Origin of the sequence: Streptomyces sp. NPDC001381, from assembly GCF_042895685.1 — a bacterium.
Taxonomy (GTDB): domain Bacteria; phylum Actinomycetota; class Actinomycetes; order Streptomycetales; family Streptomycetaceae; genus Streptomyces.
On record NZ_JBIAWO010000002.1, the window covers coordinates 1470081 to 1495227 of the forward strand.

20 protein-coding genes and 4 pseudogenes are annotated in these 25147 nt (G+C 69.3%); 14 read left to right on the top strand and 10 right to left on the bottom strand.

Features of this window, described 5'->3' with window-relative positions:
* Window positions 1-67 precede the first annotated feature (67 nt).
* Both tatA and ACFY2L_RS13535 read left to right on the top strand, forming a co-directional pair.
* On the top strand, window positions 68-343 hold the full coding sequence (tatA, locus tag ACFY2L_RS13530) for a Sec-independent protein translocase subunit TatA (protein ID WP_390822374.1): 276 nt from the start codon (window positions 68-70) through the stop codon (window positions 341-343).
* The gene (locus ACFY2L_RS13535) at window positions 330-1904 is read left to right on the top strand and encodes a right-handed parallel beta-helix repeat-containing protein (protein ID WP_390822375.1); all 1575 of its coding nucleotides are present in this window, start codon (window positions 330-332) and stop codon (window positions 1902-1904) included. Before tatA ends, ACFY2L_RS13535 begins: the two co-directional genes overlap by 14 nt.
* A gap of 199 nt (window positions 1905-2103) precedes the next feature.
* Here ACFY2L_RS13535 and ACFY2L_RS13540 read toward each other — a convergent pair whose 3' ends face one another.
* Together ACFY2L_RS13540 and ACFY2L_RS13545 are read right to left on the bottom strand one after the other, a co-directional pair.
* Window positions 2104-3345 (bottom strand): NADH:flavin oxidoreductase/NADH oxidase family protein, encoded by a 1242-nt coding sequence (locus ACFY2L_RS13540; RefSeq protein WP_390822376.1) that lies wholly within the window; start codon window positions 3343-3345, stop codon window positions 2104-2106.
* Window positions 3346-5203: 1858 nt separating this feature from the next.
* A complete protein-coding gene (locus tag ACFY2L_RS13545) occupies window positions 5204-5632 on the bottom strand; it encodes a hypothetical protein (RefSeq protein ID WP_390822377.1) in 429 nt (142 codons plus the stop codon).
* A gap of 190 nt (window positions 5633-5822) precedes the next feature.
* On the opposite strand from ACFY2L_RS13545, the pseudogene ACFY2L_RS13550 reads away from it, so the two are divergent.
* A pseudogene (locus ACFY2L_RS13550) lies at window positions 5823-6317 on the top strand (hypothetical protein); the annotation flags it as partial.
* Window positions 6318-6473: 156 nt separating this feature from the next.
* Here the strand turns inward: ACFY2L_RS13550 and ACFY2L_RS13555 are convergent.
* The 3 genes and pseudogenes from ACFY2L_RS13555 to ACFY2L_RS13565 form a co-directional block, all read right to left on the bottom strand.
* Window positions 6474-6869 (bottom strand): annotated as a pseudogene (locus ACFY2L_RS13555) (transposase); the annotation flags it as partial.
* Window positions 6851-7159, bottom strand: a complete 309-nt coding sequence (locus tag ACFY2L_RS13560) for a transposase (protein WP_390822378.1) — start codon at window positions 7157-7159, stop codon at window positions 6851-6853. The pseudogene ACFY2L_RS13555 and the gene ACFY2L_RS13560, both read right to left, overlap by 19 nt.
* Before the next feature lie 944 nt (window positions 7160-8103).
* The gene (locus tag ACFY2L_RS13565) at window positions 8104-9084 is read right to left on the bottom strand and encodes a GlxA family transcriptional regulator (RefSeq protein WP_390822422.1); all 981 of its coding nucleotides are present in this window, start codon (window positions 9082-9084) and stop codon (window positions 8104-8106) included.
* 134 nt (window positions 9085-9218) lie between these two features.
* On the opposite strand from ACFY2L_RS13565, the gene ACFY2L_RS13570 reads away from it, so the two are divergent.
* The 6 genes from ACFY2L_RS13570 to ACFY2L_RS13595 all read left to right on the top strand — a co-directional run bounded on the left by ACFY2L_RS13570 (window position 9219) and on the right by ACFY2L_RS13595 (window position 14401).
* Window positions 9219-9857, top strand: coding sequence for an HD domain-containing protein (locus tag ACFY2L_RS13570; RefSeq protein ID WP_390822379.1), 639 nt, complete (start codon window positions 9219-9221; stop codon window positions 9855-9857).
* Between the two features lie 85 nt (window positions 9858-9942).
* Window positions 9943-11154: an MFS transporter gene (locus tag ACFY2L_RS13575; RefSeq protein ID WP_390822380.1), complete on the top strand. Its 1212-nt coding sequence runs from the start codon at window positions 9943-9945 to the stop codon at window positions 11152-11154.
* Between the two features lie 187 nt (window positions 11155-11341).
* A complete protein-coding gene (sigJ, locus tag ACFY2L_RS13580; RefSeq protein WP_390822381.1) occupies window positions 11342-12232 on the top strand; it encodes an RNA polymerase sigma factor SigJ in 891 nt (296 codons plus the stop codon).
* A 182-nt stretch (window positions 12233-12414) separates the two neighbouring features.
* Entirely contained in the window at window positions 12415-13335 is a 921-nt protein-coding gene (locus ACFY2L_RS13585; protein WP_390822382.1) for an NADP-dependent oxidoreductase, read from the top strand.
* A gap of 24 nt (window positions 13336-13359) precedes the next feature.
* Window positions 13360-13815, top strand: coding sequence for a cupin domain-containing protein (locus ACFY2L_RS13590; RefSeq protein WP_390822383.1), 456 nt, complete (start codon window positions 13360-13362; stop codon window positions 13813-13815).
* 127 nt (window positions 13816-13942) lie between these two features.
* Complete coding sequence (locus ACFY2L_RS13595) at window positions 13943-14401, top strand: carboxymuconolactone decarboxylase family protein (RefSeq protein ID WP_390822384.1); 459 nt, start codon at window positions 13943-13945, stop codon at window positions 14399-14401.
* A gap of 1112 nt (window positions 14402-15513) precedes the next feature.
* Here the strand turns inward: ACFY2L_RS13595 and ACFY2L_RS13600 are convergent.
* Both ACFY2L_RS13600 and ACFY2L_RS13605 read right to left on the bottom strand, forming a co-directional pair.
* A complete protein-coding gene (locus ACFY2L_RS13600; RefSeq protein WP_390822385.1) occupies window positions 15514-16278 on the bottom strand; it encodes an SDR family NAD(P)-dependent oxidoreductase in 765 nt (254 codons plus the stop codon).
* A 688-nt stretch (window positions 16279-16966) separates the two neighbouring features.
* Window positions 16967-17395 (bottom strand): hypothetical protein, encoded by a 429-nt coding sequence (locus ACFY2L_RS13605; RefSeq protein WP_390822386.1) that lies wholly within the window; start codon window positions 17393-17395, stop codon window positions 16967-16969.
* Between the two features lie 56 nt (window positions 17396-17451).
* Between ACFY2L_RS13605 and ACFY2L_RS13610 the strand changes: the two are divergent.
* Window positions 17452-18078, top strand: a pseudogene (locus ACFY2L_RS13610) (helix-turn-helix transcriptional regulator); the annotation flags it as partial.
* A 233-nt stretch (window positions 18079-18311) separates the two neighbouring features.
* Complete coding sequence (locus tag ACFY2L_RS13615; RefSeq protein WP_390657075.1) at window positions 18312-19301, top strand: aldo/keto reductase; 990 nt, start codon at window positions 18312-18314, stop codon at window positions 19299-19301.
* 146 nt (window positions 19302-19447) lie between these two features.
* Here the strand turns inward: ACFY2L_RS13615 and ACFY2L_RS13620 are convergent, their stop codons facing one another.
* Complete coding sequence (locus tag ACFY2L_RS13620; RefSeq protein ID WP_390657076.1) at window positions 19448-20368, bottom strand: hypothetical protein; 921 nt, start codon at window positions 20366-20368, stop codon at window positions 19448-19450.
* 164 nt (window positions 20369-20532) lie between these two features.
* On the opposite strand from ACFY2L_RS13620, the pseudogene ACFY2L_RS13625 reads away from it, so the two are divergent.
* Window positions 20533-20688: pseudogene (locus ACFY2L_RS13625) on the top strand (DUF6766 family protein); the annotation flags it as partial.
* 7 nt (window positions 20689-20695) lie between these two features.
* On the opposite strand, the gene ACFY2L_RS13630 reads toward ACFY2L_RS13625, so the two are convergent.
* Entirely contained in the window at window positions 20696-20899 is a 204-nt protein-coding gene (locus ACFY2L_RS13630) for a suppressor of fused domain protein (RefSeq protein WP_390822423.1), read from the bottom strand.
* A 1173-nt stretch (window positions 20900-22072) separates the two neighbouring features.
* On the opposite strand from ACFY2L_RS13630, the gene ACFY2L_RS13635 reads away from it, so the two are divergent.
* Entirely contained in the window at window positions 22073-22651 is a 579-nt protein-coding gene (locus ACFY2L_RS13635; RefSeq protein ID WP_390657078.1) for a helix-turn-helix transcriptional regulator, read from the top strand.
* Window positions 22652-22771: 120 nt separating this feature from the next.
* Here the strand turns inward: ACFY2L_RS13635 and ACFY2L_RS13640 are convergent, their stop codons facing one another.
* Window positions 22772-23059 carry a hypothetical protein gene (locus ACFY2L_RS13640; protein WP_390657079.1) on the bottom strand — a complete coding sequence of 96 codons (288 nt, stop codon included), beginning with the start codon at window positions 23057-23059 and terminating at the stop codon, window positions 22772-22774.
* A gap of 394 nt (window positions 23060-23453) precedes the next feature.
* Between ACFY2L_RS13640 and ACFY2L_RS13645 the strand changes: the two genes are divergently transcribed.
* A partial coding sequence (locus ACFY2L_RS13645) for a type I polyketide synthase (RefSeq protein ID WP_390822387.1) occupies window positions 23454-25147 on the top strand: 1694 nt, incomplete at its 3' end.

Genomic DNA, 25147 nt, shown 5'->3' on the forward strand with positions numbered 1-25147 from the left:
CCGAGCCGCCCGCCAGGCGGCTCGGGGGCCGCCCCGGCCATGTCACCGACAAGGAGGTTCCCCCACCATGCTGTCCCGTATCGGCCCCGCCGAGCTGCTCCTCCTCGCTCTCGTGGTCTTTCTGCTGTTCGGCGCGAAAAGGCTCCCCGAGGTCGCGCGCTCCGTCGGCAGGTCGGCCCGCATCCTCAAGAGCGAGGCCAGGGCCATGAGAACCGACGACCAGGACCCGACCGGTGATCACGGGCAGCCCGTACGGCAGGAAGCCCTGCCACCGGGCCGCACCGGCTTCGCCGACGAGCCCATGAAGACGCACCCCGCAGGTGACCGTCATGACCGCGGCTGATCCTGTGGCCCGGCGGAAGCGGGCCGGCACCGCACTGCTGACGCTCGCCCTGCTGCTCGGCGCGCAGACACCCGCACGCGCCGCAGCGGAGGCCCCCGCCGAACCGTCCTGCGGCCCCGGACACGTCAACGTGAGCGACTTCCACGACGGATCCGGCGACTACTCCACGGCCTTCGCCCGGGCCCTCTCCGCCCTGCCCGGCGGGGGAGTCCTCAGCGTGCCCGCGGGATCCCACCTCTTGCGACGGCACGTGGCGGTCAACACCGACGGCATCTGCATCAAGGGTGCCCCGGGCGCGAGCGTCGTCGTCGACCCCGTCGAGGGGGATCCGGACATCAACCACTACGCGGCGTTCATCGTGAACAAGCCCGCGGCCTCCGGCACCGGGCTGGACGCCGTACGCGACGTGTCGGTGCAGGACCTGAGGATCGAGGTGAGGAAGGGCGTCGACGGCCCGATCAGCCAGGGCGTCGTCCAGTACAACAACTGCCGCGACTGCGCGGTCGAGCGCTCCCAGGTGGTGTGGACGGGCCCGTCCGACATCGACCTGAAAGGGCGGAGCACCGACGGCATAGCCTTCTCCCAGGGATCCAGCGGCTGGATCTCCGAGGTCCGCGTCGACGGCATGCCCAAGGTCGGCATCCTCATGACCATGGGCGCGCACGACGTGCTCATCGACGAGGTGGAGACCGTCGGCAGCGGAGCGCGCAACGGCGCGGGCGGGTACTGGGGGGCGGGCATCGCGCTCGGCGGATCGAGCCGTGTCACCGTGCGCAGCGCGGTCTCCTCGGGCAATCGCGTGGCCGGCATTCTGGTCGGAGCGGTCGGCGGCGGAGTGCTCGGCTGGCACCCGGCGCGCGACAGTGTCATCACCGACTGCACTGTCAGCGGCAACGGTACGCGGTCGCAGGAGAGCGCCGGTCTGATCGTCAACTCCGAGGCGTACGCCACCGACCATGCCGATGTGGTGCCCGAGGGAGTCGTGGTGGACGACCTGCGGTCCTACGGCAACAACGGCCACGGGATCTACGTCAGTTCCGGCAGGCACGTCACGATCCGCGCAAGCAGCGTCAGGGACAACACCGACCACGGGATCCTCGTCGCCAACGCCACCCACGGCGAGGGGCGGATCGCCGATCTCACCACCGACGTCTCGATCCAGGGGACGTACGCGCACCACAACGGCACAGTGCTCGGAGTCCACTCCGGGTCGGTCGCCCTGCGAGCGGTGAAGGACGTCGAGGTGCGCGACAGTGTGCTCTGGGGAGACGGGCAGGTAGGGAACACACTGGTCCTCATGTCCGCCCTGGCCGGGGCGCCGGGCCCGGACGCGCGTTCCTCCGGCGTCCTCCTGTCCGGGATCGACGTACGGAACACGCTGAACACCTGGGCCCACGGGGAATCGGAGTCCGGCGCGTACGACATCACGGGATCCGGTTCACCGAACGCCTATCGCGGCACCGGCCTGGCAGCACCCCCGGGCTCCCACTACACGGACAGGGCCACCGGTCACCGGTATCTGAAGACGACCGGACCGCTGGTGGCCACCGGCTGGAGCTGAGGAGGATCAGGCCACCCCAAGGGCAAGGGCCCGGGAGAACGGGTGCGCACCGGGGGCCGTCTACCCGACGGCCCGCCTTCACAGCCGGCCCCCCAGCGGAGGCATCCACCCACCGGCAGCCCCCACGCCCTGTCAACGATGAGGCGGCGCGGCTCTGCCGGAGCCGCGCCGCCCCACTGTCGTGCTGGAGGTGCCGGCGCTATGCGGCGCGCCTCTCCTTGCTCAGCCAGGTGCGGTAGCGGCGCAGCGCCCGGCGCTGCTTGCGCCGTTCGGCGAACAGGGCGACCGCCGGGTGGGTGCCGGGCGTGGGGCGGCTGCTGCGGGCCATCCGGCGCATTTGATGCCGGACTTGCGCCATGCTCGCGGCCGAGGCGAGCGCTTTGTCCGACCAGGTCACCGGCCTGAGCTGCCGGTCGGCCTCGCGGCCGGTGCGCCAGCGCTCGGGCAGGTCGGGTGTGACGGCAAGGGCAGTGCCCATCCCGACTGCCGCCACGCCGCTGTCGAGAACGCGTTCGGCGGTCACACGGCGGGTGATGCCGCCGGTCAGCATCAGCGGGAGCGGGCTCGCCGCGACCTGGTCTTTCGCCAGGTCGAGGAAGTACGCCTCGCGGGCCTGGGTGGAGGCGTCGGCCGCACGGCCGGACATCGCCGGGCTCTCGTAGCTGCCTCCGGACAGCTCGACCAGGTCGACGCCGAGCGGTGCGAGCATCTCGATCACCTGGCGTGCGTCGTCGGTGTCGAAGCCACCGCGCTGGAAGTCCGCGGAATTGAGCTTGACCGCGACCGCGAAGGAGGGCGAGGTGGCAGCGCGTACGCCGCGGACCACGTCCAGCAGCATCCGGGCCCGATTCTCCAGCGAGCCGCCCCACCGGTCGGTGCGCTTGTTGACCAGAGGGGAGAGGAACTGCGAGAGCAGATAGCCGTGTGCGGCGTGCACTTCTACGCCGTCGAAACCTGCTTGCTCGGCGCGCTGGGCGGTGACGGCGAACCGGGCGACCGTCTCCTCGATCTGCTCGGCGGTCATGGCGACGGGGCGGCCGAAGCGGCCACTGTGCCTGCCCAGGTCGACGCCGATCGCGGACGGCCCCCACACGACGCCAGGCATGTCGGAACCGATCTGGCGCCCAGGGTGGTTGATCTGCATCCAGATCGTCCCGCCTCCCGCCTTGCCGGCCTTCGCCCACTCGGCGAACGGATCCAGCGGCGCGGCCTCGTCGAGAACGACGCCGGCGGGCCCCGTCAGCGCCTCGGCGTGCACCATGACGTTGCCCGTGATCAGCAGTCCCGCACCGCCTTCCGCCCAGCGCCGGTACAGCCGGAACAACTCCTGGCCGGGCAACTGGCCGTCGACCGCCATGTTCTCTTCCATGGCTGCCTTGGCGATCCGATTGGGCAGAACCGCTCCATTCGGCAGGCGAAGCGAGCAAAAGAGTGAATTCATGTAACCGACTTCAGTGAGGGGAGATCCATGACCGTCAAGTGCTCCGTCCATCACGTCACGGCTCCGCCGGCGCGTGCCTGAGTACTCGCTGCTCAATCCCTCAGCCGCGCCCGGTCATCCGGACGTGCTTGCTGTCCACCGGCAACGGCAGTTGCCGTCTGAGTACGGGTACTCATGCCCGGCCCGGCCGCGTGGTGGACGATGGCGGCCGGGCCGGGCGTACGACGATGGAGAGGAAGCTGCTGATGAGAGGCAGACAAGCGTGAGGGGCTTCGCGCGGCGTGCCGTCGGCTCGAAGAGCGTGTGGGGATCATTGACCGTGGTCGTCCTGTTCGCCGTCTCAGCCTGTTCCACTACTCCCAACCGTGCTGTCAGCGACCGGCAATTGCGCAAGCTCGGCGAGAGCAGCCCTGCGGTGGAGGCCCGGGAGAGCGCGGAACAACGGCTTCGGGGCGTGGCACGGGCGTACGCCGCCCGCACGCCCCTGTCGCTCGGCCTGGTCGTGGTACACGAGACGCGCTCGACGCCGCCTGGACGGAGCACCCGGTGGGCCTGATGATCGACAGCCAGCCGTGGGTCCGCGCCGGGCTGGTTCTTCCAGCAGAGGACCGACGACTACAAGGTCGTCCCGTGTGGGCGCTTCGCTCAGCGCGCCGCCGTAAGGCCAAAAACGCATGCGGTCGAGAGCGAACGCACGTTGAGGTGCCGGCCCGCGTACGGCGAGGGCGAGGACGGCGAGGACGAACGCGAGGGGCACGTTGACCCAGAAACCACCGGGACCGTCGTCGGTGACGCCCCGCCCGGCTACGCCGGTCCCCCAGCCGGAGCCGGGGCCCGCGCCCGGCCCACCTCGGCCCGGTGACCTCATGACCGCACGAGGACGCCGGCGAACAGCAGGCGCGAGGGCTCCGCGTCCGTGGGCCTGCGGGAAATAGCTGCGATTGCGGTCAGGTCGGTCTGCGGGACCGGGTCGAGGACCGACCGAGCCGGGACAGCCCCGCGATGCCGGCCACGACGAGGACCGAACCGGTGATCGCGGTGCGGCGCGCACCGTATCGGCGCAGTGCGGCGCCGGGAGCTATTGAGGTCCACGAGCGGCGGCCGGTTCTAGGTCGGGTGGGACTGCCCCCACGCGGATGTCGGCGGCCAGGAGCAGCTCGATGCCGAGTGTCATCACCCAGCCGTGCGCGGCCCTGGGGGTTCGGGCCGTGCCCCCGGTAGTAGGCGACGAGCCTAGGGTCGTCAGCGGGCTCAAGCAGACCGCCGTGAGCATAGGGCCGAGCCCCGGCATCGCCGAGCGCAACCGGCACGGCTGCTTCAACCATGAGCTCCACTTTGCTTACTCGCCCTCGGGGCCCCACCGCTGGACGGCGACTCGCGCGAGCAGCATCGCGGCCACCACCGACATTGCGCTGGCGGCATAGACCTCATGACCGGCCATCCGCCGCCCATCGGGCACCGGCCCCCGCCCCGTCGAGGAGCAGTCGCCGCTTGGCAACTGCCAGGAGCGAGGGCGGACAGCTGCCGAGCGCGCCACCGCCGAGCCGCCCGCCCCGGACATTGAGGACGAGGTGGCCAAGGCGCCGTTGCCGGGCCGCCGCCGGCTGGGCACCGGGGTGCCCGCTTCCGCTTTTGGTCCCTCATCTGAGGACGAATTTTAGGAACTGGACCAGGTCAGGTGGGGTAAGAGTCGCCCGGACTGTTACCGCCGACCTGGCGGGAGAGTCCCAGGTCATCCAGGCCGGTCCCGGCGGCCCATGCTGCAGCTGGCGACCGTCGACCAGGTGCACCCCGCCGTGGCGGGAGGCCCACACCACCTCCGCGCGGCTGTACGCCCCCCGGCTGATGACCACCCGAATCAGCCCGTCGACCCCGGAGCGGCCCGCTTCCCGCACAGGCGCCGGTCCCGCCGGGGCGCCCCCGTCCACCACCTCGTCCGCCGGGCGGAACGCCACGTCGAGCTGGCGGCCGCCGCGGTCACGTGCGTACAGGCGCGGCCGCCGCTTTCTCCGGCGTCGGGATGACGTGCCAGGCCGTCCCGCTGCAGCATCCGCTCGGCAGCCGCCGCCAGGCCGTGCTCATCGAGCACCACGAGTTCAGCATGGGTATAGATGCCGCCGCGCCGGCGGACCGCCGCGCGACGCCAGCGCATCCCCACGATGGTGACGGCCGCAAGCAGGACAACGCCCAGCACCAGACCACCGACGCCGAGCGCACGGTACAGCCAGGCGAGGAAGAAGACCGGGCCCACCACAGCGAGGCCGAGGCCAACGAACGCCGGCAGCACCTCCCGCAGGTTGGGGCCACACAGGCATCGATAGACGGCGCCACCTCGTCACCCGCAACGCCAGTCTCAGAGGTCGTTCTCTTTCCGAACCTCGTGTGTGGTTTCTGCTGGTCAGGCGTGAGAGGCCGGTTGTCGCGGGAGTCTCGGTTCGTTGCTGGCCGAGATGTCGTGGGAGTGGCGGGTGCCATCGATGCGGGCGGTTCTGGAAGCGCGGCAGAAGGCCGCGGCGATGCGGGTGGAGGACCTCGAAGCCGAGCTGGAGCGGGTGCGGGCGGCTCTGTCAGAGGCGGAAGAGGTGCTCAGGCGCCGGGTGATCGGCCTGGAGCAGTATCTGGAGGCGCTGGCCGAGGCGGATGCGCCCGCCGTGACGCCCGAGAGGGTGTCGCAGAGGAAGCCGGTGGGGCCGCGCCGGGCGGTGCCTCACCGCCAGGACGGGGCTGACACCGAAGTGTTGTCGGTGGACTATCAGGCGTTGATGGCCGCCGTCGTGGAGGCGGGAGCCGATGGGCTGGGTGCCCGGCGGGCGGCGGTGGTGCTGGGCTGGGACAGCGCGTCCGCCTCGCGCGTCGAGGGAGCGCGGGCCCGGCTGAAACGGCTGGTGGAGCGGGGCTGGCTGGTCGAGGAGAAGCCGGGCAGGTTCATGCTGCCTGTGCCGGAGCCTGACGCTGCTGGTGCTGGTGCTGGTGCTGGTGCTGGTGCTGGTGCTGGTGCTGGTGCTGGTGCTGGTGCTGGTGCTGGTGCTGGTGCTGGTGCTGGGCGGCCAGGCGGCCAGGCGGCGGCTCATGAGCATGGTCATCGACCACAGGATGATGGTCTCGCTGGTGTCGGTGCGTCGTTCGTAGTCACGGCCCAGGCGTCGGCTGCGCAGGAGCCAGGCGAAGGATCTTTCGACAACCCAGCGGCGGGGCAGGACCTGAAAACCTTGGACGTCGTCGCTGCGGCGGGCGATATCGAGGACCAGTCCGAGGTGCTGGGTGGTCCAGTCGGTGAGGTGGCCGGAGTAACCACCGTCGGCCCAGATCCGCACCAGCCGCCGGAAGTGATTCTTTGCTGTGGGCAGCAGGACGCGGGCGGCGTCCCGGTCGGTGGTGGATGCCGGCGTGACCAGCACGGCCAGAAGGAGCCCGAGGGTGTCGGTGAGCAGATGGCGCTTGCGCCCGTTGATCTTCTTCCCGGCGTCGTATCCCCGGGAGGCCAGGGTGACGGTGGCGTCCGCCTTCACGGACTGCGAGTCCACGACCGCCGCGGTCGGCTTCGGCCCTCAGCTACGCGGGCGGCTCCGCGCAGCCGGTCGTGCAGCTCGGCCGCCAGTCCCGTGTCCCGCCAGCGGGCGAAGAAGGCGTAGACCCGTGGCCATGGCGGGAAGTCGGCGGGCATCGCCCGCCACTTGATGCCGTTGTCGACGAGGTAACGCACCGCGTCGATCATCTGCCGGTGGCAGTAGCTCTCCGGACGGCCGCCCCGGCCCGCCAGCCATCCGGGAACCGGCAGCAGATCCCGCACCAGTGCCCACTCCGCATCGCTCATGTCCGAGTCGTATCGAGGCCGGCGCTCCGGCCGGTCCGCCGCGTTCCCGAACCGATGGGCGAGGCAGTCACACCCAGGAGTGGACGAACTGGACTCGGCGACCAGGACCACGCGACACTTCGACAACAGGGCCTCTTGCATCTCGCTGGATTCGACAACCGCGAGCTACCAAGAGGCCCTTCTTCCATGCACCCGAACCGACCGACTCACCCAAACCAGGCCCTCGTTCGAATCCCACCGACCACACGGACGGATAGAGAACGGCCAGTGAGACACCCGTACAGGTCAAATAACCCCGTCGATCCCGGTGTCCGCCGGCCGCTGCGCCAGGGCCGCCACCCGGATCTCGGGGAACGAGGCCGTCATGTCCGTGCCGTGCCGTGAGCGCAGCAGCACCCGCCCGCGTACAAGGCGAGCTGAGCCCGGTACCCGTCCTTCTCCAGACTTTTGGGTGTCTCATGAGACATCAGCTCGCGCCTGGGCCGCCAGAAAGGATCAAGCACCGCAGGAGTCGCTCGTGCCAGGATTCTGGCATGTCTTGTCGCGCACTGAGTCTCGGAGTGGTGGCGCAAGCATACGAACGATTCCGGCCGGGGTGCCCCGTGGAGCTGTTCGGTATCGTGAAACACGATCTTGATCGGATGTTGTCACCCAGCCTTGGTGAGGTCTGTGGTGTCGGGCGGGTACGGTCCCTACGTCGGCGAGAGTGGTGGCGGCATCTTCCAGACGTGCAGCGAGGCGGTCCGGTGGCATGGCTGCGATGGCGCAGAGGTTGGTGGCCCGGGAGGGGCAGGCAGGTCGTGGTGGGGCTTGGGGGGCGGGCTTGGTGAGCAGGCACGTTGGTGGATACTCGCTGAGCACGCCTGGGCGGGCTGCGCTGTCGGCAATATCACGGGATGTTCTGGACGAAGCCGTGGCGGTAACCACGCAGTGACAGCTTCGTCTTACTGCTGCCCCTCGTCGTCCCGGCGCGCTGTTCTGAAGCGGCGCTGATAGGCGGCGGGGCTGAGCGACAATTCCCTCACGAAAATTCTCCGCATACTCTCGTAATTCGGGAATCCGGCAAGGGATGCCGTCTGCGTTGCGGTATGCCCCTGATCGAGTAGGGCTTTCGCCATGTCGAACCGGATCTTTTCCACGTACCGGGCCGGCGTAGTGGACAGCTCCTCGCGAAAGAGCCGCGTGAGATGCCGAGGGCTCACATTGAGGTGCTTGGCGAGTTCGCCGAGTGAGTGGTTTCCCCCGGGATTCGCCGTGATCACGTCGGTGACTCTACGGAGGGCAGGAGATCGGGGCGGCGGTCCCTGCAGTGGGGCGGAGAACTGCGATTGGCCACCCGAACGCTGCAGATAGACCACCAAGGCGCGGGCGACGTCGCGGGTCAGATCAGGACCGTGATCCTCCTCAATGAGTGCCAGTGCCAGGTCGATGCCGGCGGTCACGCCTGCCGAGGTGTAGGTGGTGCCGTCACGGACGTAGATCGCGTCGGGTTCGACGCGGCTGGCCCGGCAGCGGGCGGCGAGTTCGTGCGCGACCTTCCAGTGTGTGGTCGCGCGCTTGCCGTCCAGGAGGCCTGCGGCGCCGAGGATGAAGGCTCCGGTGCAGATGGACGCGATACGGCCGGCCCGGAGTGAGAGTGTTCGCGTGGCCTCGATCAGATCACGGGGCACAGGTGTGCGCGGGTAGAGGTCTGCGCCGGCCACCAGGAACGTGTCGGGAGCAGGCTCCGTGGCGGCGGCGTCGACCGCGATCCGGATCCCGATGGACGAGGTGACATCGGCACCGGTCGGTGACACCAGCACGATCGTGTAGTTGGCACCGAGCCGGTTCGCTTCCCCGAATACCTCCGCGGGGCCGACGACGTCCAGAAGTTTGACCCCGTCGTAGACGAGGATTGCGACCCGATGCGGGGCGGAGCCCCCGATGGCGCCGCCTGCCTGTCCGGATTCGGGTGACTCATGGCCGGACCGAGGGAGCGCCGGACGCCGGGTGGTTGGCAGTGTGGAAGACGGATGCACCGTCCATTGGTAACACACCGATATCCGAAGGAGCAGAAGTCATGAGCGAGATCATCGCGGGGGTAGAAATTCCTGAAACGGCGGCAGTCGCCGAGGCCACCCGTGTCATGCAGGAGATGACCAGCCCCCTCATCTACCACCACTCCCGGCGCGTTTTCGTCTTCGGCGCCATTCATGCTCACAGGCTTGGCCTGGACCCCGACCCGGAGCTTCTCTACCTGTCCGCCATGTTCCACGACACGGGCCTGTTGACGCCGTTTTCCAGTGCAGAGCAGCGCTTCGAGGTCGATGGAGCCGACCACGCCCGCAAGTTCATGCTCGACCGTGGTTTCCCGGCCGCGGCCGCCGACGTGGTGTGGACGGCGATCGCGCTGCACACGACCCCGGGTATTCCCCACCGGATGGGCCCGGAGGTCGCCGTCACGTACTTCGGGGTTCTGACCGACGTGCTCGGCTTCGGTCTGGACGAGCTGGACCGCAGCCAGGTGGACGAGATCACCGCCACCCATCCGCGGGGCGACTTCAAGAACGAGTTCCTGCAGGCCTACGTCGACGGGCTCAAGCACCGCCCCGAGACCACGAACGGAACCGTGAATGCCGATGTGCTGGCGCACTTCGTTCCCGGCTTCCGCCGCACCACCACGGTCGAGCGCATGCTGGGCGCTCCCTGGCCGAGCTGATCAGGACGCCAGAAGAGGCAACGTGATGAAACGTGTGAGTTGCTCTCACGGCGGGCGTCGTCTCGGGCGAGGTCCGGCCTTCGCCGTGCTGGTCTGTGCCAATGTGGTGATGATGGCCACGGCAAGCGCACCGTCACCGATCTACCCGCTGTACCGGGAGCGCTGGGGCCTGTCGGTCACGATGCTGACGGTGGTCTTCGCGGTGTATGTCGTCGGTCTGCTCGGCGCGTTGCTGACGGTCGGATCGCTGAGCGACCACCTGGGGCGCCGCCCTGTGCTGGTCGCCGCCCTTCTGGTGGCGGCGACCAGCACGGCCATCTTCTGGACGGCCGACGGTATCGTCTCCCTCCTGATCGCCCGGGTGGTGCAGGGCATCGCCACGGGGACGGCCACAGGTGCTCTTGCCGCCGGACTGGTCGACCTCTCACCTGCGCGACGTCCGCAGCTGGGGCCGACGATGACGGCGGTGGGCACGGGTATCGGCATGGCCACCGGTGCCGGAGTCGTGGGGTTGCTGGTGCAGTCGACGTCACGCCCCGACGCGTATGTCTTTCCGGTCCTTACGCTGACCTTCGTCGTTCTGGCCGCGGTCGTCCTCAGGATCCCCGAGCCACCCGCCCCTCCAGCATTTCGGCTGGCGTCGTTGCGACCAAGGGTCCGGGTCCCTCGGGAGGTCCGGCCGGCGTTCCTCGCCTCGGTTCCCGCTCTTGTCGCGGGGTGGGCCGTCACGGGTCTGTTCCTTTCGCTCACCCCCTCCCTGGTGAGCAACGTCCTGCATGTGCGGTTCGGCGCTGCGGGCGGGCTCAGCATCGCGGCGCTGTTTGTGGCCAACAGCGTGGGCGCCTTCTGCTCCGTTCGGCAGACGGCACGGCACGCAACGTCGCTAGGGGCGATTCTCCTGGCTCTGGGTGCGTTCGGACTGGCGGTGGCCATCGCTGTTGCGTCGGCGGCCGTGTACGTGGGCGGATCAGTCGTCGCAGGGCTGGGCGTCGGCCTGACGTTCAACGGGAGCCTGCGCGCCATCAGCGCGGTCACCACCGCGACGTCGCGCTCGGAGGTCTTCTCGGCCGTCTACGTGATCAGCTATGCGGCGTTGAGTCTTCCGTCCCTCGCGGCCGGGGTCGCGGCGCCCTCCTGGGGACTGGAGACCACGGGCTACCTGTACGTCGGCTTCGTCGGGGCGCTGTCCTTGGGTGCGGCCCTCCACGCCGGACGATCGCGTGCTCACCGGCCGACCGGAGACCTGACGCGGACGGCCGGGAAAGGCGAGCCTCAACGTGAACTGACCCGCTGCTGAGCATCCCCCGGCGAGTCGGCTCCGGGTGGTGTTGCCCCAGCGGGAGTGCCTCCACCGGGAAACACCGCCGTACGCCGACACCAGCCCCAGAGCAGCTCGACCCACGACTTATGACCGCCGTGTCAGAGCGGACTTCCTGAGCTCGGCTCTACGCTGGCTCCGCAGGCTGGAGGAGGTTGCGATCCGTATGGGTGACGGGTACGAGCCCGGACGGTCTGGGCAGGAGGATCTGCTCGGAGCCGAATGGGAGAGGCACCGGCCCGCGGTTTTCGGTGTGGCCTACCGGCTGCTGGGGAGTGTGGCCGATGCCGAGGATGTGACCCAGGACGTGTGGCTGCGGGCGGCAGGAGCGGATCTGCAGGACATCGGTGATCTGCGGGCCTGGCTGGTGACGGTGGCCGCGCGACGGTCGTACGACATCCTCAAGAGTGCCCGTTTCCGACGGGAGACGTATGTCGGGCCGTGGCTGCCGGAGCCGCTGCTGACGGGCCCGGACGCGTCGCAGCCGGTACTCGTCGACGAATCGGTCAGTTCGGCGATGCTCCTGGTCATGGAAGAGCTGAGCCCGCCGGAGCGGGTGTCCTTCATCCTGCACGATGTCTTCGGCCTTGAGTTCGGCCGGATCGCCGAAGTGCTCGATGTCTCCGTGCCGGGAGCCCGGCAGCTCGCCTCGCGGGCACGACGGAGGGTGGCCAAGGCGAAGCAGTCCACACCTCAGGCGTCGAAGGCAGAGCGGGAACGGGTCCTCAAGGTCTTCCGCGCCGCCTACGAGGCCGGCGACCTGGCCGGCCTGGTCAGGCTCCTGCACCCGGACGCGGTCTACGTCACCGACGGCGGCGGCAAGGTCTTGGCGGCACGCAAGCTCATTCACGGACGCGGGCGCGTTGCCGAGGTCATGGTGCGCACGGGGCGCCAGTGGCGCCCCGACCGCATCGACTTCGCGGAGGTCGGCGGCGAGCTGGCCCTCGTCTTCCACCGGCAAGGCCGCGTCTACTCCGTCGACACGGTGCAGATCACAGACGGTCTGATCACCGCGTACCGCCGGGTCATCAACCCCGACAAACTCGCGCGCGTCTGAGCTGTCACACGCGCAGGGGCTATCTCGTCTCCCTGCTGAGAACGCACAACGGGCGACGAAGCAATACGCGCGAGCAGGTGAGATCGATCATGCAGAACGGCATACATCCACCTGCAGCCGCCATGAGCCCTGCGCGCGAATGCGCTGTGCGCTCGCCATCGCCTCTCCCAGTAAGGATCAGCATGCAAGCCATCACTGTGCGAGACCGTGACGCCGGTGTCGCCGGTATGTCCCTGACGGACATGCCCTACCCCCATGCGGCCGAGAACGACGTCATCGTGCGCGTGCACGCCGCCGGCTTCACCCGCGGCGAACTGGACTGGCCCGCAACGTGGACCGATCGCGCCGGCCGCGACCGGACGCCCAGTGTGCCCGGGCACGAGCTGTCCGGTGTCGTCGCGGAGCTGGGGTACGGCACCACCGGCCTGAGCGTCGGACAGAGAGTGTTCGGCCTGGCTGACTGGACCCGCAACGGCAGCCTCGCCGAGTACGTCGCGGTGGAGGCCCGCAACCTCGCCCCGCTGCCGGCGGACATCGACCACACCGTGGCCGCCGCGCTGCCCATCTCCGGACTGACCGCCTGGCAGGGCCTGTTCGACCACGGCCACCTCACCACGGGCCAGACCGTCCTCATCCACGGTGCTGCGGGCGGCGTCGGCTCGATCGCCGTGCAGCTCGCCCGCGAGGCCGGCGCCCGCGTCATCGGCACCGGCCGGGCCTCCGACCGGGACAGGGCACTCGCCCTCGGGGTAGACACCTTCATCGATCTGCAGGCCGAGAAGCTGGAGCACGCCGGCGAGGTCGACGTCGTGCTCGACGTGATCGGCGGTGACATCCTCGACCGCTCGGCCACCCTGGTCCGAGCCGGCGGCACGCTGGTCAGCATTGTTATGCCGCCCAAGGTCCAGCCCAAGGACGGGCGGGCGGTCTTCTTCGTCGTCGAACCCGACCGCGCACGGCTCGCCGAGCTCGCCACGCGGCTGAGGGACGGCCGGCTCCAGCCGCTCGTCGGTGCTGTGCGGCCGCTCGCCGAGGCACCCACCGCGTTCGCCCCCGGCACGCGTACCCCCGGCAAGACGATCATCCGCATCACGCAAGACTGAATCGAGAAACCCATTGTGATAGCAATGCGAACCGCCGTCGGCCTGCTGGCTGCGGCCACACTGGCAGGGGCCACGGCCTGCTCGGCCTCCGACCAGCCCGCCCACGCCAGTGCGCCGGCGACGGTCGCCGCATCGAGGCGCTCCGTCGAAACCTTCACACCGCTGCTGCAACAGGCGCTTGTGAATGTGAAGGGCAAGACCTTCACCTCAGCGATCGTCGCCTTTCCGCCCGGTGCAAGCGCGCTGCCGCACCGGCACGGCCAGGCGTTCGTCTACGCCTACGTCCTCGAAGGCACCGTGCGCAGCAAGCTCGACGACAAGCCCGTGACCACCTACCACCAGGGCGAGAACTGGGTCGAGCAGCCGGGCGCCCACCACGTCCTCACAGAGAACGCCAGCCGGACCAAGCCGGCAAAGATCCTTGTCGTCTTCGTCTCCGACACCGGGGCCAAGCTCAAGGTCGAAGACCCGACGTCGTAACCCCCGGGGCATGCAGCGGGGCCGCAACACCCTTCACGAACTCCGCCCCCCGCCGGAGCACGCCCCATCACCATCAAGACGCGTCCGACAAGCGCGGCGCGCACCGCACCAAGGAAGCAAAGGAACCATGACCGACCCCCAGCGCGTCAACATCGGCGAGCAGCACCCGGCCGCCTACAAGACCCTTATCGCCCTGTCGGCGGAGGTGGAGAAGGCCACCGCCGCAGCGGGCCTCGACCCCCTTCTGGTCGAACTGCTGAGGATCCGCACCTCCCAGATCAACGGCTGCGCGTTCTGCCTGCGCATGCACACGAACGACGCCCTGAAGAAGGGCGAGAACCCCGACCGGATCGCGGTGCTGCCCGCTTGGGCGGAGACCGGCTACTTCTCCGACACCGACCGCGCCGCCCTGCGCCTCACCGAGGCGATCACACGCGTACCGGACGGACACGTCGGTGACGAGGACTTCAACGCCGCCGCGGACATACTCACCGCGGACCAGATCTCGGCAGTCGCCTGGCTGGCAACCGTGATGAACGCCTTCAACCGCGTCGCCATCACCAGCCGGTACCCGGTGGGCATCTGACCGACGGAACTACCGGCGGTCACGGTGGCTGGCGAACTCCACCGCCGTGCACTTGCTGGTGGAATCAGCCGGGGCGGCTAGTGCCAGCCGCCCCGGCTCACACAGGCACAAAAGCGTTCAACGACATACGTACCTGCACGGTGAACAGCCAGGGAGGCGGCTCGCCCCCCGCTGGTCCGGGCGGAAGGTGCCGTACGGGTTGACATCGGCCCCCACCAGGGCGGTCAGACCGCGCCGGTCCTCGTCCGCCAACTTCTTCGCTCTGTCTCGGCCGGAACCTGCTGGACCAGCAGCGGTTCGACGCGCACGTAGCCAGCCGGACGCACCTCTCTCGCCGAGAGTGACTCCATCGTGTCTGCTGGACGAGGCCCACCATCTGCTGAAGGCCTTGATCGTAGTGTGGGACCGGCCGAGCACTCACTGTGCGGCCGGGCCTGTGGCGTCTGTGCCGGGATCGCCCGGGACGCGGCGGCTGACCGTGCAGGGCGACGACCGCCCCTGCGAAACGGTCACACCCGCTCCCCGAGGCACTGGCCGCTCCGGCCGAGCGCGCCGCCCGCGACCACCGGAACGTGCTCACCGCGGCGGCGCCCCGGTTGTCCTGACCGGTCAAGTGAGACCACTGAATCGCTGCGAGCCCTGCCGACGACCTCTGCACCGCCATCCACGGTGATCTGGTCCCGCCCAACATCCGGGTCGTCGACGCCGCAGTCCCGGCAGCGACCTTGGACTCCGGCTCCTTCTCAACAGCCGGTGACCCTGGGCTCGAGGCGGCAGTGGCGGCGGCAATCTGCGACATGTACAAACCCGACACGGAGCACCACACGGCCGAGCTGACCAACCTCCCTCACCGCGACCGGCCTTCATATGGTCGCCGACCACGTGCCGGAGAGGTTAGCGACCTGTGGCATCCCGGGTCGAGGGATGTCGCCCGGACCGGTCCGCACGCCAGGCTGGACGGACGACGGCCGGCAGACGGCGTGGTCGCCGCGTTCCGCGTCACACGGGAGCGAGCAGGTGCTCACCGACGGATGGGCAAGGCCGACGAGATCGCGGCAGCCGTCGCGTCTCCGCTGGGGCCTGATGTCCGGTGGATCACCGGAAAAGCGTATTCAGATCAGTTCGAGGCCTCCGTCGATCGTAAGAACCTGGCCCGTCAGCCACGTTGCGGTGGGATCTGCGAAGCGGACAATCCAGGACGCGACTTCCTCCGGCTCTCCCCTCCTTCCCAGAGGGATCCGGGATGCCTGCTCCTTCTTGACCTTCATCACCTCCTCCTCCGTGAGCCCGCTGACGGACAGAGCCTCGCTCTCAGTCGGCCCGGGAGCAATGGCATTCACTCTGATCCCGTCCTGGGCCAGCTCGACGGCCCAGGTCCGCGTCAGCTGTTCCAGGGCGGCCTTGGTCGCCCCATAGTGGGCACCGCCTGGGTGGGGGCGATGGCCGTAGGTGCTGGAGATGTTGATGATCGAACCTTTGCTGCGGCGCAGGTGAGGCAACGCTGCCTGGGCGAGCATGGTAGGTGCGATCACGTTGAGGTCGAACAGGTCGGTGATGCGCGAACGTGTCACCTCGTCCAACGAGACACGTGCGGTGGCGCCGGCGTTGTTCACCACCACGTCAAGCTGGTTCCACCGGTCGATCGCCGTACCGATGATCAGCTCAGGGGCATGCTCCACGTGCAGGTCCGTGGCGAGAGTCGCGATGCAGGGGTGCATGGCGGCAGTCTCCTCCAGGGCCACCTGGCGTCGCCCGACACCAAGGACGTGCGCCCCCGCTTCGGCCATCGCGACCGCCGTTGCCCGGCCGATCCCCGTACCTGCTCCGGTGACGATGACGACGCGGTTATGAAGGGGTCGGGCGGACTGGTGTTCCATGATGCGTCTTCCTCTTGCTGTACGGCTGGCGTCAGGACACGGCCGCCCGGCAAACATCAGCACAGTCGGGTGTCTACGTGAGGACACTACATCGAAAATCGTCGATTATCGATGTATGCTTTCTGCTGTGCCCAAGGAAGTAAGCCACCCCGACCTCGAAGAGGTCACCCTCGCCGCAGTGCTCTCGGCTCTGGGTGATCCTGTCCGCCTGCACGTCATGGGCGTCCTGGCGGACGGCAACGAGCATGTGCGCACAGACTTCACCGTTCGAATCGCTCAGTCCACTTTCAGTCACCACATGAAGACCCTTCGTGAGGCGGGACTCACTTGGCAACGGATGGAGGGCACGCGCTGCTACGTAACTCTGAGAAAGGAGGCTCTGCGGCGGTTTCCCGCTGTACTGGAAAGCGTCCTCGCTGCGGAACGATCCGAGCGCAACAGGACGTCCCCGCACCCCGCCAGCTCTGGATCCAGTTCGAATAGTTCCTTCACACGCTGACGTCCACTCCCGCGCGTCGCCGGCCTGCCGCCCATGACCGGCCCGGAGAGTCCTCGATACCCTTCGGGGCCTGCGGATGTGTTGGACTGCACCGCCTACGGCGTCCATCTCGCGCGTCGGCGCCACGAGGGTTGATCACGACACCTCACCATCTCAGCCCGCTGGCTCTGGGCTGGTTCCGCGCAGCTTTCACTCGCGTGTGGCGTGTGCTCGGTCGAGCGGGAGGACGACGGCTGAGTGTTTGGCGATCTGCTCGCGGAGGGCAGTGTTCTCCGCGAGCAGGGCCGCGATGACTGTGGCGGCGGCGTCGACTTCGTCTTGGAGTCGTTGTCGCTCGTGTCGGTTGTCTCGCAGTTGGCGGCGGAGGCGGGCGATCTCCGCGGTCTGGGCCTGGTCGTGTTTGCTTGCCGTGCTGTGGTTGACGTGGGTATCCCAGTCGACGAGTACTGCGGTTGCCCGGTTCATCGTGGCCCAACTGCCGCCCGCCTCCCGCCAGAGGTTCTGCTTGGTGAGCTTGCCGTCGGTGCGGATGGGCCGACCAGTGAAGAGCCGTTCCGTGGCCTCTCGAAGGGCCTTCTCGGCCGTGACGGAGAGACCGGGCGGGGTTGGGGCGGTCATCTTTCTCCTGCCTTGGTGAGCGCGATCTCGACGTCGCGGATCTGTTGGTCGATCAGGGCGACCTCACCCACGCCGAGGGCACCGTGATCCTGTTCCGCCGGGACTTCCTCGACCCGGCCACCTCGGCCGGCGCCCACGTGGAAGACCCGCACGCGCCGATCCTGCGCACACCCCTGCCCGAGGACGCCCAGGCCCTGCGGCTGGCCGCCGACCATCTCGCCGCAGAGTTCCACGCCCTCGGGCGCCTGCCCCTGGAGATCCACACGGCAGCCCTGCGCCACCTGCTGGCCGTCCTCGTCCTGCGCCTGGCCCACCTCACCGCGCCCGCCGGCAGCCCCGCCCTCGAACCCGACGCCACCTACCTGCGCTTCCGTGACGCGGTGGAGAAGGACTTCGCCCGCACCCGCCGGGTCGAGGACTACGCCGCGACGCTCGGCTACTCGGCCCGCACCCTCACACGCGCCACCCTCGCCTCAGCCGGCGTGGGCGCCAAGGAGTTCATCGACCGCCGCGTCGTCCTCGAAGCCAAGCGCCTCCTGGCCCACAGCGATCAGAGTGCCGCCCGAATCGCCGACCGCCTCGGCTTCTCCAGCGCGACCCACTTCAGCAAGTACTTCCACCGGCGCACCGGCCAGACTCCGATCACCTTCCGCGAAACGGTCCGCGGGCACACCCCGAAGTGAACGAGCCGGTGGCCGCGCGGCACGACCGGTTCGAGACTGTGTTCGGCCTGAACCTCGACTTGCGCTGGAGTGCGCTCCAAGTCGTAGCGTCGCAGACATCGCGGCGCACAAAGCCCGTGAGCCCGGCGCGTCCACGGGATGCCGGGTTCCGGGACTCGTCGCTAGATGGACGAGGGGCTTTGTGCCATCTGATGAACGACGAACAAGTGTGCAGAGAGAGGCTGGGACGCGGCATGAAGAAGCGCAGTCTGCGGGACCTCCAGGTGTCGGCCATCGGCCTGGGATGCATGGGCATGTCCGCCTTTTACGGATCGGCGGACCGGGAGGAGGGGATCGCGACCATCCGGCGCGCCCTCGACCTCGGGGTGGACTTCCTCGACACCGCGCAGATGTACGGGCCGCTCACCAACGAGTCCCTCGTCGGTGAGGCGGTCCGGGGACATCGCGAGGAGTACGTGATCGCGACGAAGTTCAACTATCGGATGGACGATGCCGTACCCGGTGACATCAGCACGGTCGGCCCGCAGGACGGCTCGGCCGAGCACGTCCGCAGCTCGGTCCACGGCTCCCTGCAGCGTCTGGGAACCGAGTACATCGACCTGTACTACCAGCACCGGGTCGACCCGAACGTACCCATCGAGGAGACGGTCGGCGCGCTGGGCGAGCTGGTCGCCGAGGGCAAGGTGCGGGGCATCGGTCTGAGCGAGGCGAGCGCGGAGACCATCCGGCGCGCCCACGCCGTGCACCCGATCACCGCGGTGCAGAGCGAGTACTCGCTGTGGTCACGGGATGTGGAGGCCGAGGTGCTGCCCGCCTGCCGTGAGCTGGGCATCGGCTTCGTGCCGTACTCGCCGCTCGGCCGAGGCTTCCTCGCCGGCCGGTTCAGCTCGCCGGACGAGCTGGACGTGAACGACTGGCGCCGCGAGAACCCGCGCTTCCAGGACGCCAACCTGGAGGCGAACCTGCGGCTCGCGGCAAAGGTGAAGGAGATCGCCGCGGAGAAGGACGTGACCCCGGCCCAGCTGGCCATCGCCTGGGTGCTGGCCCAGGGGGAGGATCTGGTGCCGATCCCGGGCACCAAGCGCCGCACCTACCTGGAGCAGAACGCCGCCGCCGTCGACATCGCGCTGTCCGAGGACGACCTGGCCCGCATCGATGCGGAGCTGCCCGAGGCGGCGGGGGAGCGCTATGACGAGGCGGGCATGCGAGCCGTCAATCGCTAGCCGGGCCCGCGGGCAGCGCCCGCCAGGTCCTGGCGTCGGCGCCCGCCAGGTCCTGCCGTCGGCGTCTGGCGGGGCCGGTGTCGCGCCATGCGACGAACGCGGACCGGGGCCCGCCGCTCGGGTTCCGCCACGGCGCGGGCTCCAGCCTATGGGTGGGTGGGCGCTCCTGGGGGTGCGGGGTCGGGGCTGATGATGAAGTCCTCCGGCCAGACCGTGAGCTGAACGTCCTTGCCCACGGCGCTGATCACGTCGTGCATGTTGCCGTACTCGCCCCTGTGCAGCAGGAAGAGTTGGTCGTCGCGGTGCACCGGGTCGGCCCGCAACCAGGCATCGAAGCCGTTGAGGTCGGAGGCACCCGCCGCGAGGTAGGGCACGAGCCGCCGGAACAGCTTGGGCCACATCACCAGCTTTTGCAGCTCGGCGAGGTCCGGGACGCCGGCATTGCCGTTCGGATCGGCCGTCGAGCGGGGCCACAGTCCGGCCCGAGCGGCCCGCGCCGCGCGCGCCTTTCCTGCCAGGTGAGTGCGCAACGAGGCGGGCAGGGTCGCGTAGAACGCCGGGTACGCCAGCCCCTCCGTCATCAGCGTCGCGTTGGCCGACTGGTCCACCCGGGCTTCGTCCAGGTACACCCGGTGCCCGTCCGGCTCGGCGGGGTCGCCAGGGTAGACGAACCCGATCAGCCGGCCGTTGGCGTCGATCCCGTTGGAAAGCACATGACCGCGGATGCTGTCCTGGTCGGCCGCCTTGACCTTGTTCGGGAGGTCGGGGAAGAAGGTGAAGCCGGTGAATCCCAGAAGCTTCAGCAACCTGTCGCGGGCGTCGTTGGCGCCGGTCAGCTCCTGGTGGGTCTCGCTGAAGTGCGTCTCCAGCGCGTCGATCGCCTCCAGCCGGACCGAGACGCCTCGGGCGGTGAGGTCCGGTGGCGTCCCCGATGGCCGGGGCAGTCCCTCGACCAGGGCGGGTGAGTCCGGCCGGAACTTGACCGTGTCACCGTCCGGCTCCGGCCCCTGCCGGGGCAGGTCGGGATAGCGGATGACGAATTGGCCGCGCAGTAGCGTGTAACTCACGACAGCTCCCACCGACGACATCGGGACCGTCATCCAGTGTGAGCGGCTGTACCACCCCTGTCGCGTGCTCCGCCGACGAATACGGCAAACAGGGGATACGCCACCGCGGTCCGGACCGGCCGGGTGGGGGAAGCCGAGGCGCGGTGTCCGTCGGCATGGGCGGCGCGGCGGACTTCTGGAACCGCACCCTGCGGAACTGGCAGTCCGAACCGCTGGCCGTCGCATCGATGGCGATCCTCTCGATCTACCTGCGCCAACGCGGCTCCCCGGAGTCGAAGCCGGTGGGCGCGGCCCACGACTCCACCGGCGTGGAGGGCTGAGCGGTGCTCAGGCGACCGATGCCCGGAAGGGGTCGGTCGGGATGATCCCCGCCTCGTCGAAGAGCTGCTCCAACGCCTCGTGTCCGTGACGCCTGCGGAACTCGATCTCGGCGGTGGTCACGGGCAGGGTCCACAGGATGCGGGCGTGTCCCCCGGGCAGCGGGCAGTGTTCGAGGTCGGGGCCGTGGAGATAGGGCAGGCTGATCAGCAGGTGGTCGCAGGTCCAGTCCGTGACCGTGCTTCTCCATCGAGGCCCAGCATCCGGCGGTCACGAAGGCCCAGCTGTCGCTGCGGGGGCCGGGCTCCACGACGAGGACGCGCAGACCGGGCACCACGTCCCGCCGGTCCGACCCCAGGTCGAAGTCGACGACCTCCACGGTATGCCCCGCGAAGAACGCCCGGACATGTGACTCGACGGCCTCCGCGGCCGGCAGCCTCGCATCACTCACCGCGCGATCATCCCAGAACCTGCCTGGCCCGGTGTCCCCAGCCGTGCGAGACGGGCCGGGGCCCGCGGAGGGGGAGTGGCGGCCCGGGTCTCCTGATGCGGCGGGATTGTCCCCGAAGGCGGTGACCGGCGGGCCGCCCCGACGGGTGAGAAAGGGGTTCCTGTGTTGGGGTGATCTCGCTTTCTTGCGACTCCACGGCTTTTCATCGGGCCGACGGAATTCCCACCGCTCCACATAAGTGCACGAAATTAATCGCGTCTGCACAGGGGGTGCTTCTTCGCTTCCCGGAATAGCGGTGGAGAGGTATGGGGGCACCGTTGCCCCTCGGGACGGAGCCGGGGTGTTCCCACACTCGGGCTCACTGAAACCACGACCGCAAGATCGTTATCTTGTCGAGACGCGGATGCGTCGATGGGTGGCGCGGCCCGCGTTTCCGCATGTGTCTTCTCGCGTTACGGATGTCCGGTCTTCGCCTGAAAGCGCAGACAGGAGTGTTGCGCCGGCCGTACCCGCCCCAGCGGTGACACATCGGGGCCACCCCCGTGCAACACGGACTCCGCGTGTGCAACCGCGCCCGCCCTGTGCACGAGTGACCGTACCGAACCAGGCGACCGAACAAAGCTACGCGCGATGACCGAACCCGCCGTACGGAGCCACCGCAGTATTTCCCCCCACGGCCCTGGCCGTCGTTGACTCCTCGTGCACGGCCGACCTACTGTCGCCGACAGCGGTGCAGAAAAAGAATGGAACATTCATCGCAGCGGCTTTCTGCTCTGCCTCCGCTGTCGAATTCACAGTTCCCGGTTGACGTTCAGGAGAGGAATTTCATGCTCCCCTACGCCGACAGGTCGGCAATGGTCAGTGGCCTTCCCGAAGCATCGCGCAATGTCCGCCGTGGCGACCGGCGGCACGGCGCCCCGCCCCACGTCACCTGCATGGCGAGTCTGGACGCCGGTCTCAAGATCGAAGCGGCGAACGCCGACTTCTTCCGTCACGTCGCCCGGCCGTCCACGGAGATCTGCGGACGCAGCATCTACGACGTCCTGCATCCGAGCGCCCGCAACATCCTCCCCAAGCACTTCACCCATCTCTCGAACGGCCACGGCAGCCGCTTCGTCGAGCGAGTCGTCGCCATGCGCGGCCACGACCGTGTCTTCTCCGCGGAGATCACCGGCATAGCCGTCAAGGGGGAGGGGGACGACCTGTCGGGTGTCGTCGTCCTGATGAGCCCTGAGGACGAGCCGGCCGAGGCGGCCGAGCGGCCCGCCAAACCGACGCCGATGCTCACCGCCCTCGACGCCCGCATCCTGGAAGGGGTCGCCACCGGCGCCTCGACCATCCAACTGGCCTCGCGTCTCTACCTCAGCCGCCAAGGCGTGGAGTACCACGTCGGTCTGATGCTGCGACGCTTCAAGGCCCCCAACCGCGCCGCGCTCGTCTCCCGCGCCTACTCGATGGGTGTCCTCACGGTCGGCAGCTGGCCGCCCCGTGCCGTGCCCGAGTACGTGAAGTGACCTCGCGTCACCACGCACCGCCACCGGACTCCCCTGGTCCACCAGGGGAGTCTGGCGCTTTTCGGACGGCGGACCCGGTCACCTCACGTGGCCGGCCACCGGGCGCCGCCCACCGCACGCTCAGCGGCGGTGACCGCCGATACCCTCGTCGTCCGCGTCCTGCCACGGCAGATGCTGGTACGGCCCGTCGCTGATCCGCACGACGTCCCGCTCACACCGGCCCCCGTGCAGCGCCGACAGGCGAACTCCTGCTCCGGTGACATCCTCCATGTCCAACTGGAACCGGTCGAGGTCGTTCATCAGCCTGCGGACGTACGGCGAGTCGCCATCGGTCAGCCGTAGCGACTGCAGGCTGCCGCGCAGCTTGACCAGGGCGCCGCGCAGGTCCGCGAGTTCCGCGTTCGTCATGGATTTCCCTCCGCCTCCTCCGGACCGGCCAAGGCTCCGTCGCGCACGCCGGTCCGGGACCCGGACACATCACCGCCGCCCCCCGGGCGGTGTCGCCTCATTCAGTCGGCAGAACCCCGACGAGCGCAACACCCGACGCCTTCCCCCGCGCCATGTCTGGGCGTTTCCTGAAAACACCCCCCGCGACGGCCCGCCCCCGCACCCCGCGGACCGGCATGAATCTAGGGGCCGCCCTAGTCCATGCGCCCCTAGCGTGGGTGGCCCGGCGGTCCGCGATCCGCTCTCCGACCACTGACCGGCTGGGACGGTCCGCCGGCTACGCCGTGCGCCGTACGCATGCCGTACCCGACGTCTGCGGTCCACACGGGCTGGGCCAACAAGCTGGTGGAGTGGAATGAGCGAGTCAGAACGCACACCGTACGGGCTCAACACCGCGCCCCACCGGGCCATCGCCGTCGTCGGCCTGGCCTGCCGCCTGCCCGGCGCGCCCGACCCCGACAGCCTCTGGCGTCTGCTGCGCGACGGTGAGAGCGCCGTGCGCCCGTCTGCTCCCGCCGACCGCCCGTCGTCCGGGGAGGGGGACGGGCGGCCTGGGGGCAAGTCCGCCTCCGGCTCAGGAGGCTTGACCGAGCCCGGGAACGGGGACGAGCCCGGCGACGGCGTACCCCGCTGGGGCGGATTCCTCGACGAGGTCGACCGTTTCGACGCCCGCTTCTTCGGTGTCTCGCCCCGCGAGGCGGACGCCATGGACCCCCAGCAGCGCCTCGTCCTCGAACTCGCCTGGGAGGCCCTGGAGGACTCCCGCATCCTGCCCGGACACCTCCGCTCCACCAGCACGGGCGTCTTCATCGGGACCGCCCACGACGACTACGCCACCCTGCTCCACGGGTTCGGACCCGAAGCCGTCACCCACCAGTCCTTCACCGGCACTCACCGCGCGCTCGTCGCCAACAGGCTTTCCTACCTCCTCGGCCTGCGCGGCCCCAGCCTCACCCTCGACTCGGCCCAGTCGTCCTCGCTCGTCGCCGTCCATCTGGCCTGCGAGAGCCTGCGCAACGGCGACAGCGACCTCGCCCTCGCGGGCGGCGTCAACCTGCACCTCGCCCCGGAAAGCAGCCTCTACCCGCACCGATTCGGCGCGCTCTCGCCCGACGGCCGCTGCTACACCTTCGACGCCCGTGCCAACGGGTACGTCCGTGGCGAGGGCGGTGGCCTCGTCGTACTGAAGCCGCTCGACCGGGCGCTCGCCGACGGCGACCCCGTCCGCGCCGTCATCCGCGGCAGCGCCGTCAACAACGACGGCGGTGGTGACACGCTCACCGCTCCCGACGCGCACGCCCAGGCAGACGTCATCCGCCGTGCCCTGCGCAACGCCGGGACGGCCCCGTACGACATCCAGTACGTCGAACTCCACGGAACGGGCACTCCGGTCGGCGACCCCGTCGAGGCGGCCGCCCTCGGCGCGGCCCTGGGCGAGGGCAGGCCCGCCGGAGAGCCACTGCGCGTGGGCTCCGTCAAGACCAACGTGGGTCACCTGGAGGGCGCGGCCGGAATCGCCGGCCTGGTCAAGACGGTCCTGGCACTCCAGCACCGCGAACTTCCGCCCAGCCTGAACTACCGGACACCCCACCCCGACATCCCCCTCGACGCTCTCCGGCTCCGCGTCCAGGACGCCAACAGCCCCTGGCCCCGCCCCGATACGCCCCTCATGGCCGGGGTGAGTGCATTCGGGATGGGCGGGACGAACGCGCATGTGGTGCTGGAGGAGGCTCCGGCGGTGCCGGGGCGGGCTTCGGAGCACGCGGATGCGGTGCCGGTGTTCGTGGCTGGTGGTGTGGTGCCGTGGGTGGTGTCGGGTCGTGGTGGGGAGGGGCTTGCGGGTCAGGCGGGGCGGCTGGCGTCCTACGCGGAATCGACAGCAGGCGACATACGTCCGGTGGATGTGGCGTGGTCGTTGGCGTCGACGCGTACGGCGTTCGAGAACCGGGCTGTCGTGCTGGGTGGTGGGTCGGCTGAGCTCGTGGCGGGGCTGGGTGTGTTGGCGGGGGGTGAGGTGGCCGGGTCCGGTGTGGTGCGGGGTGCGGTGAC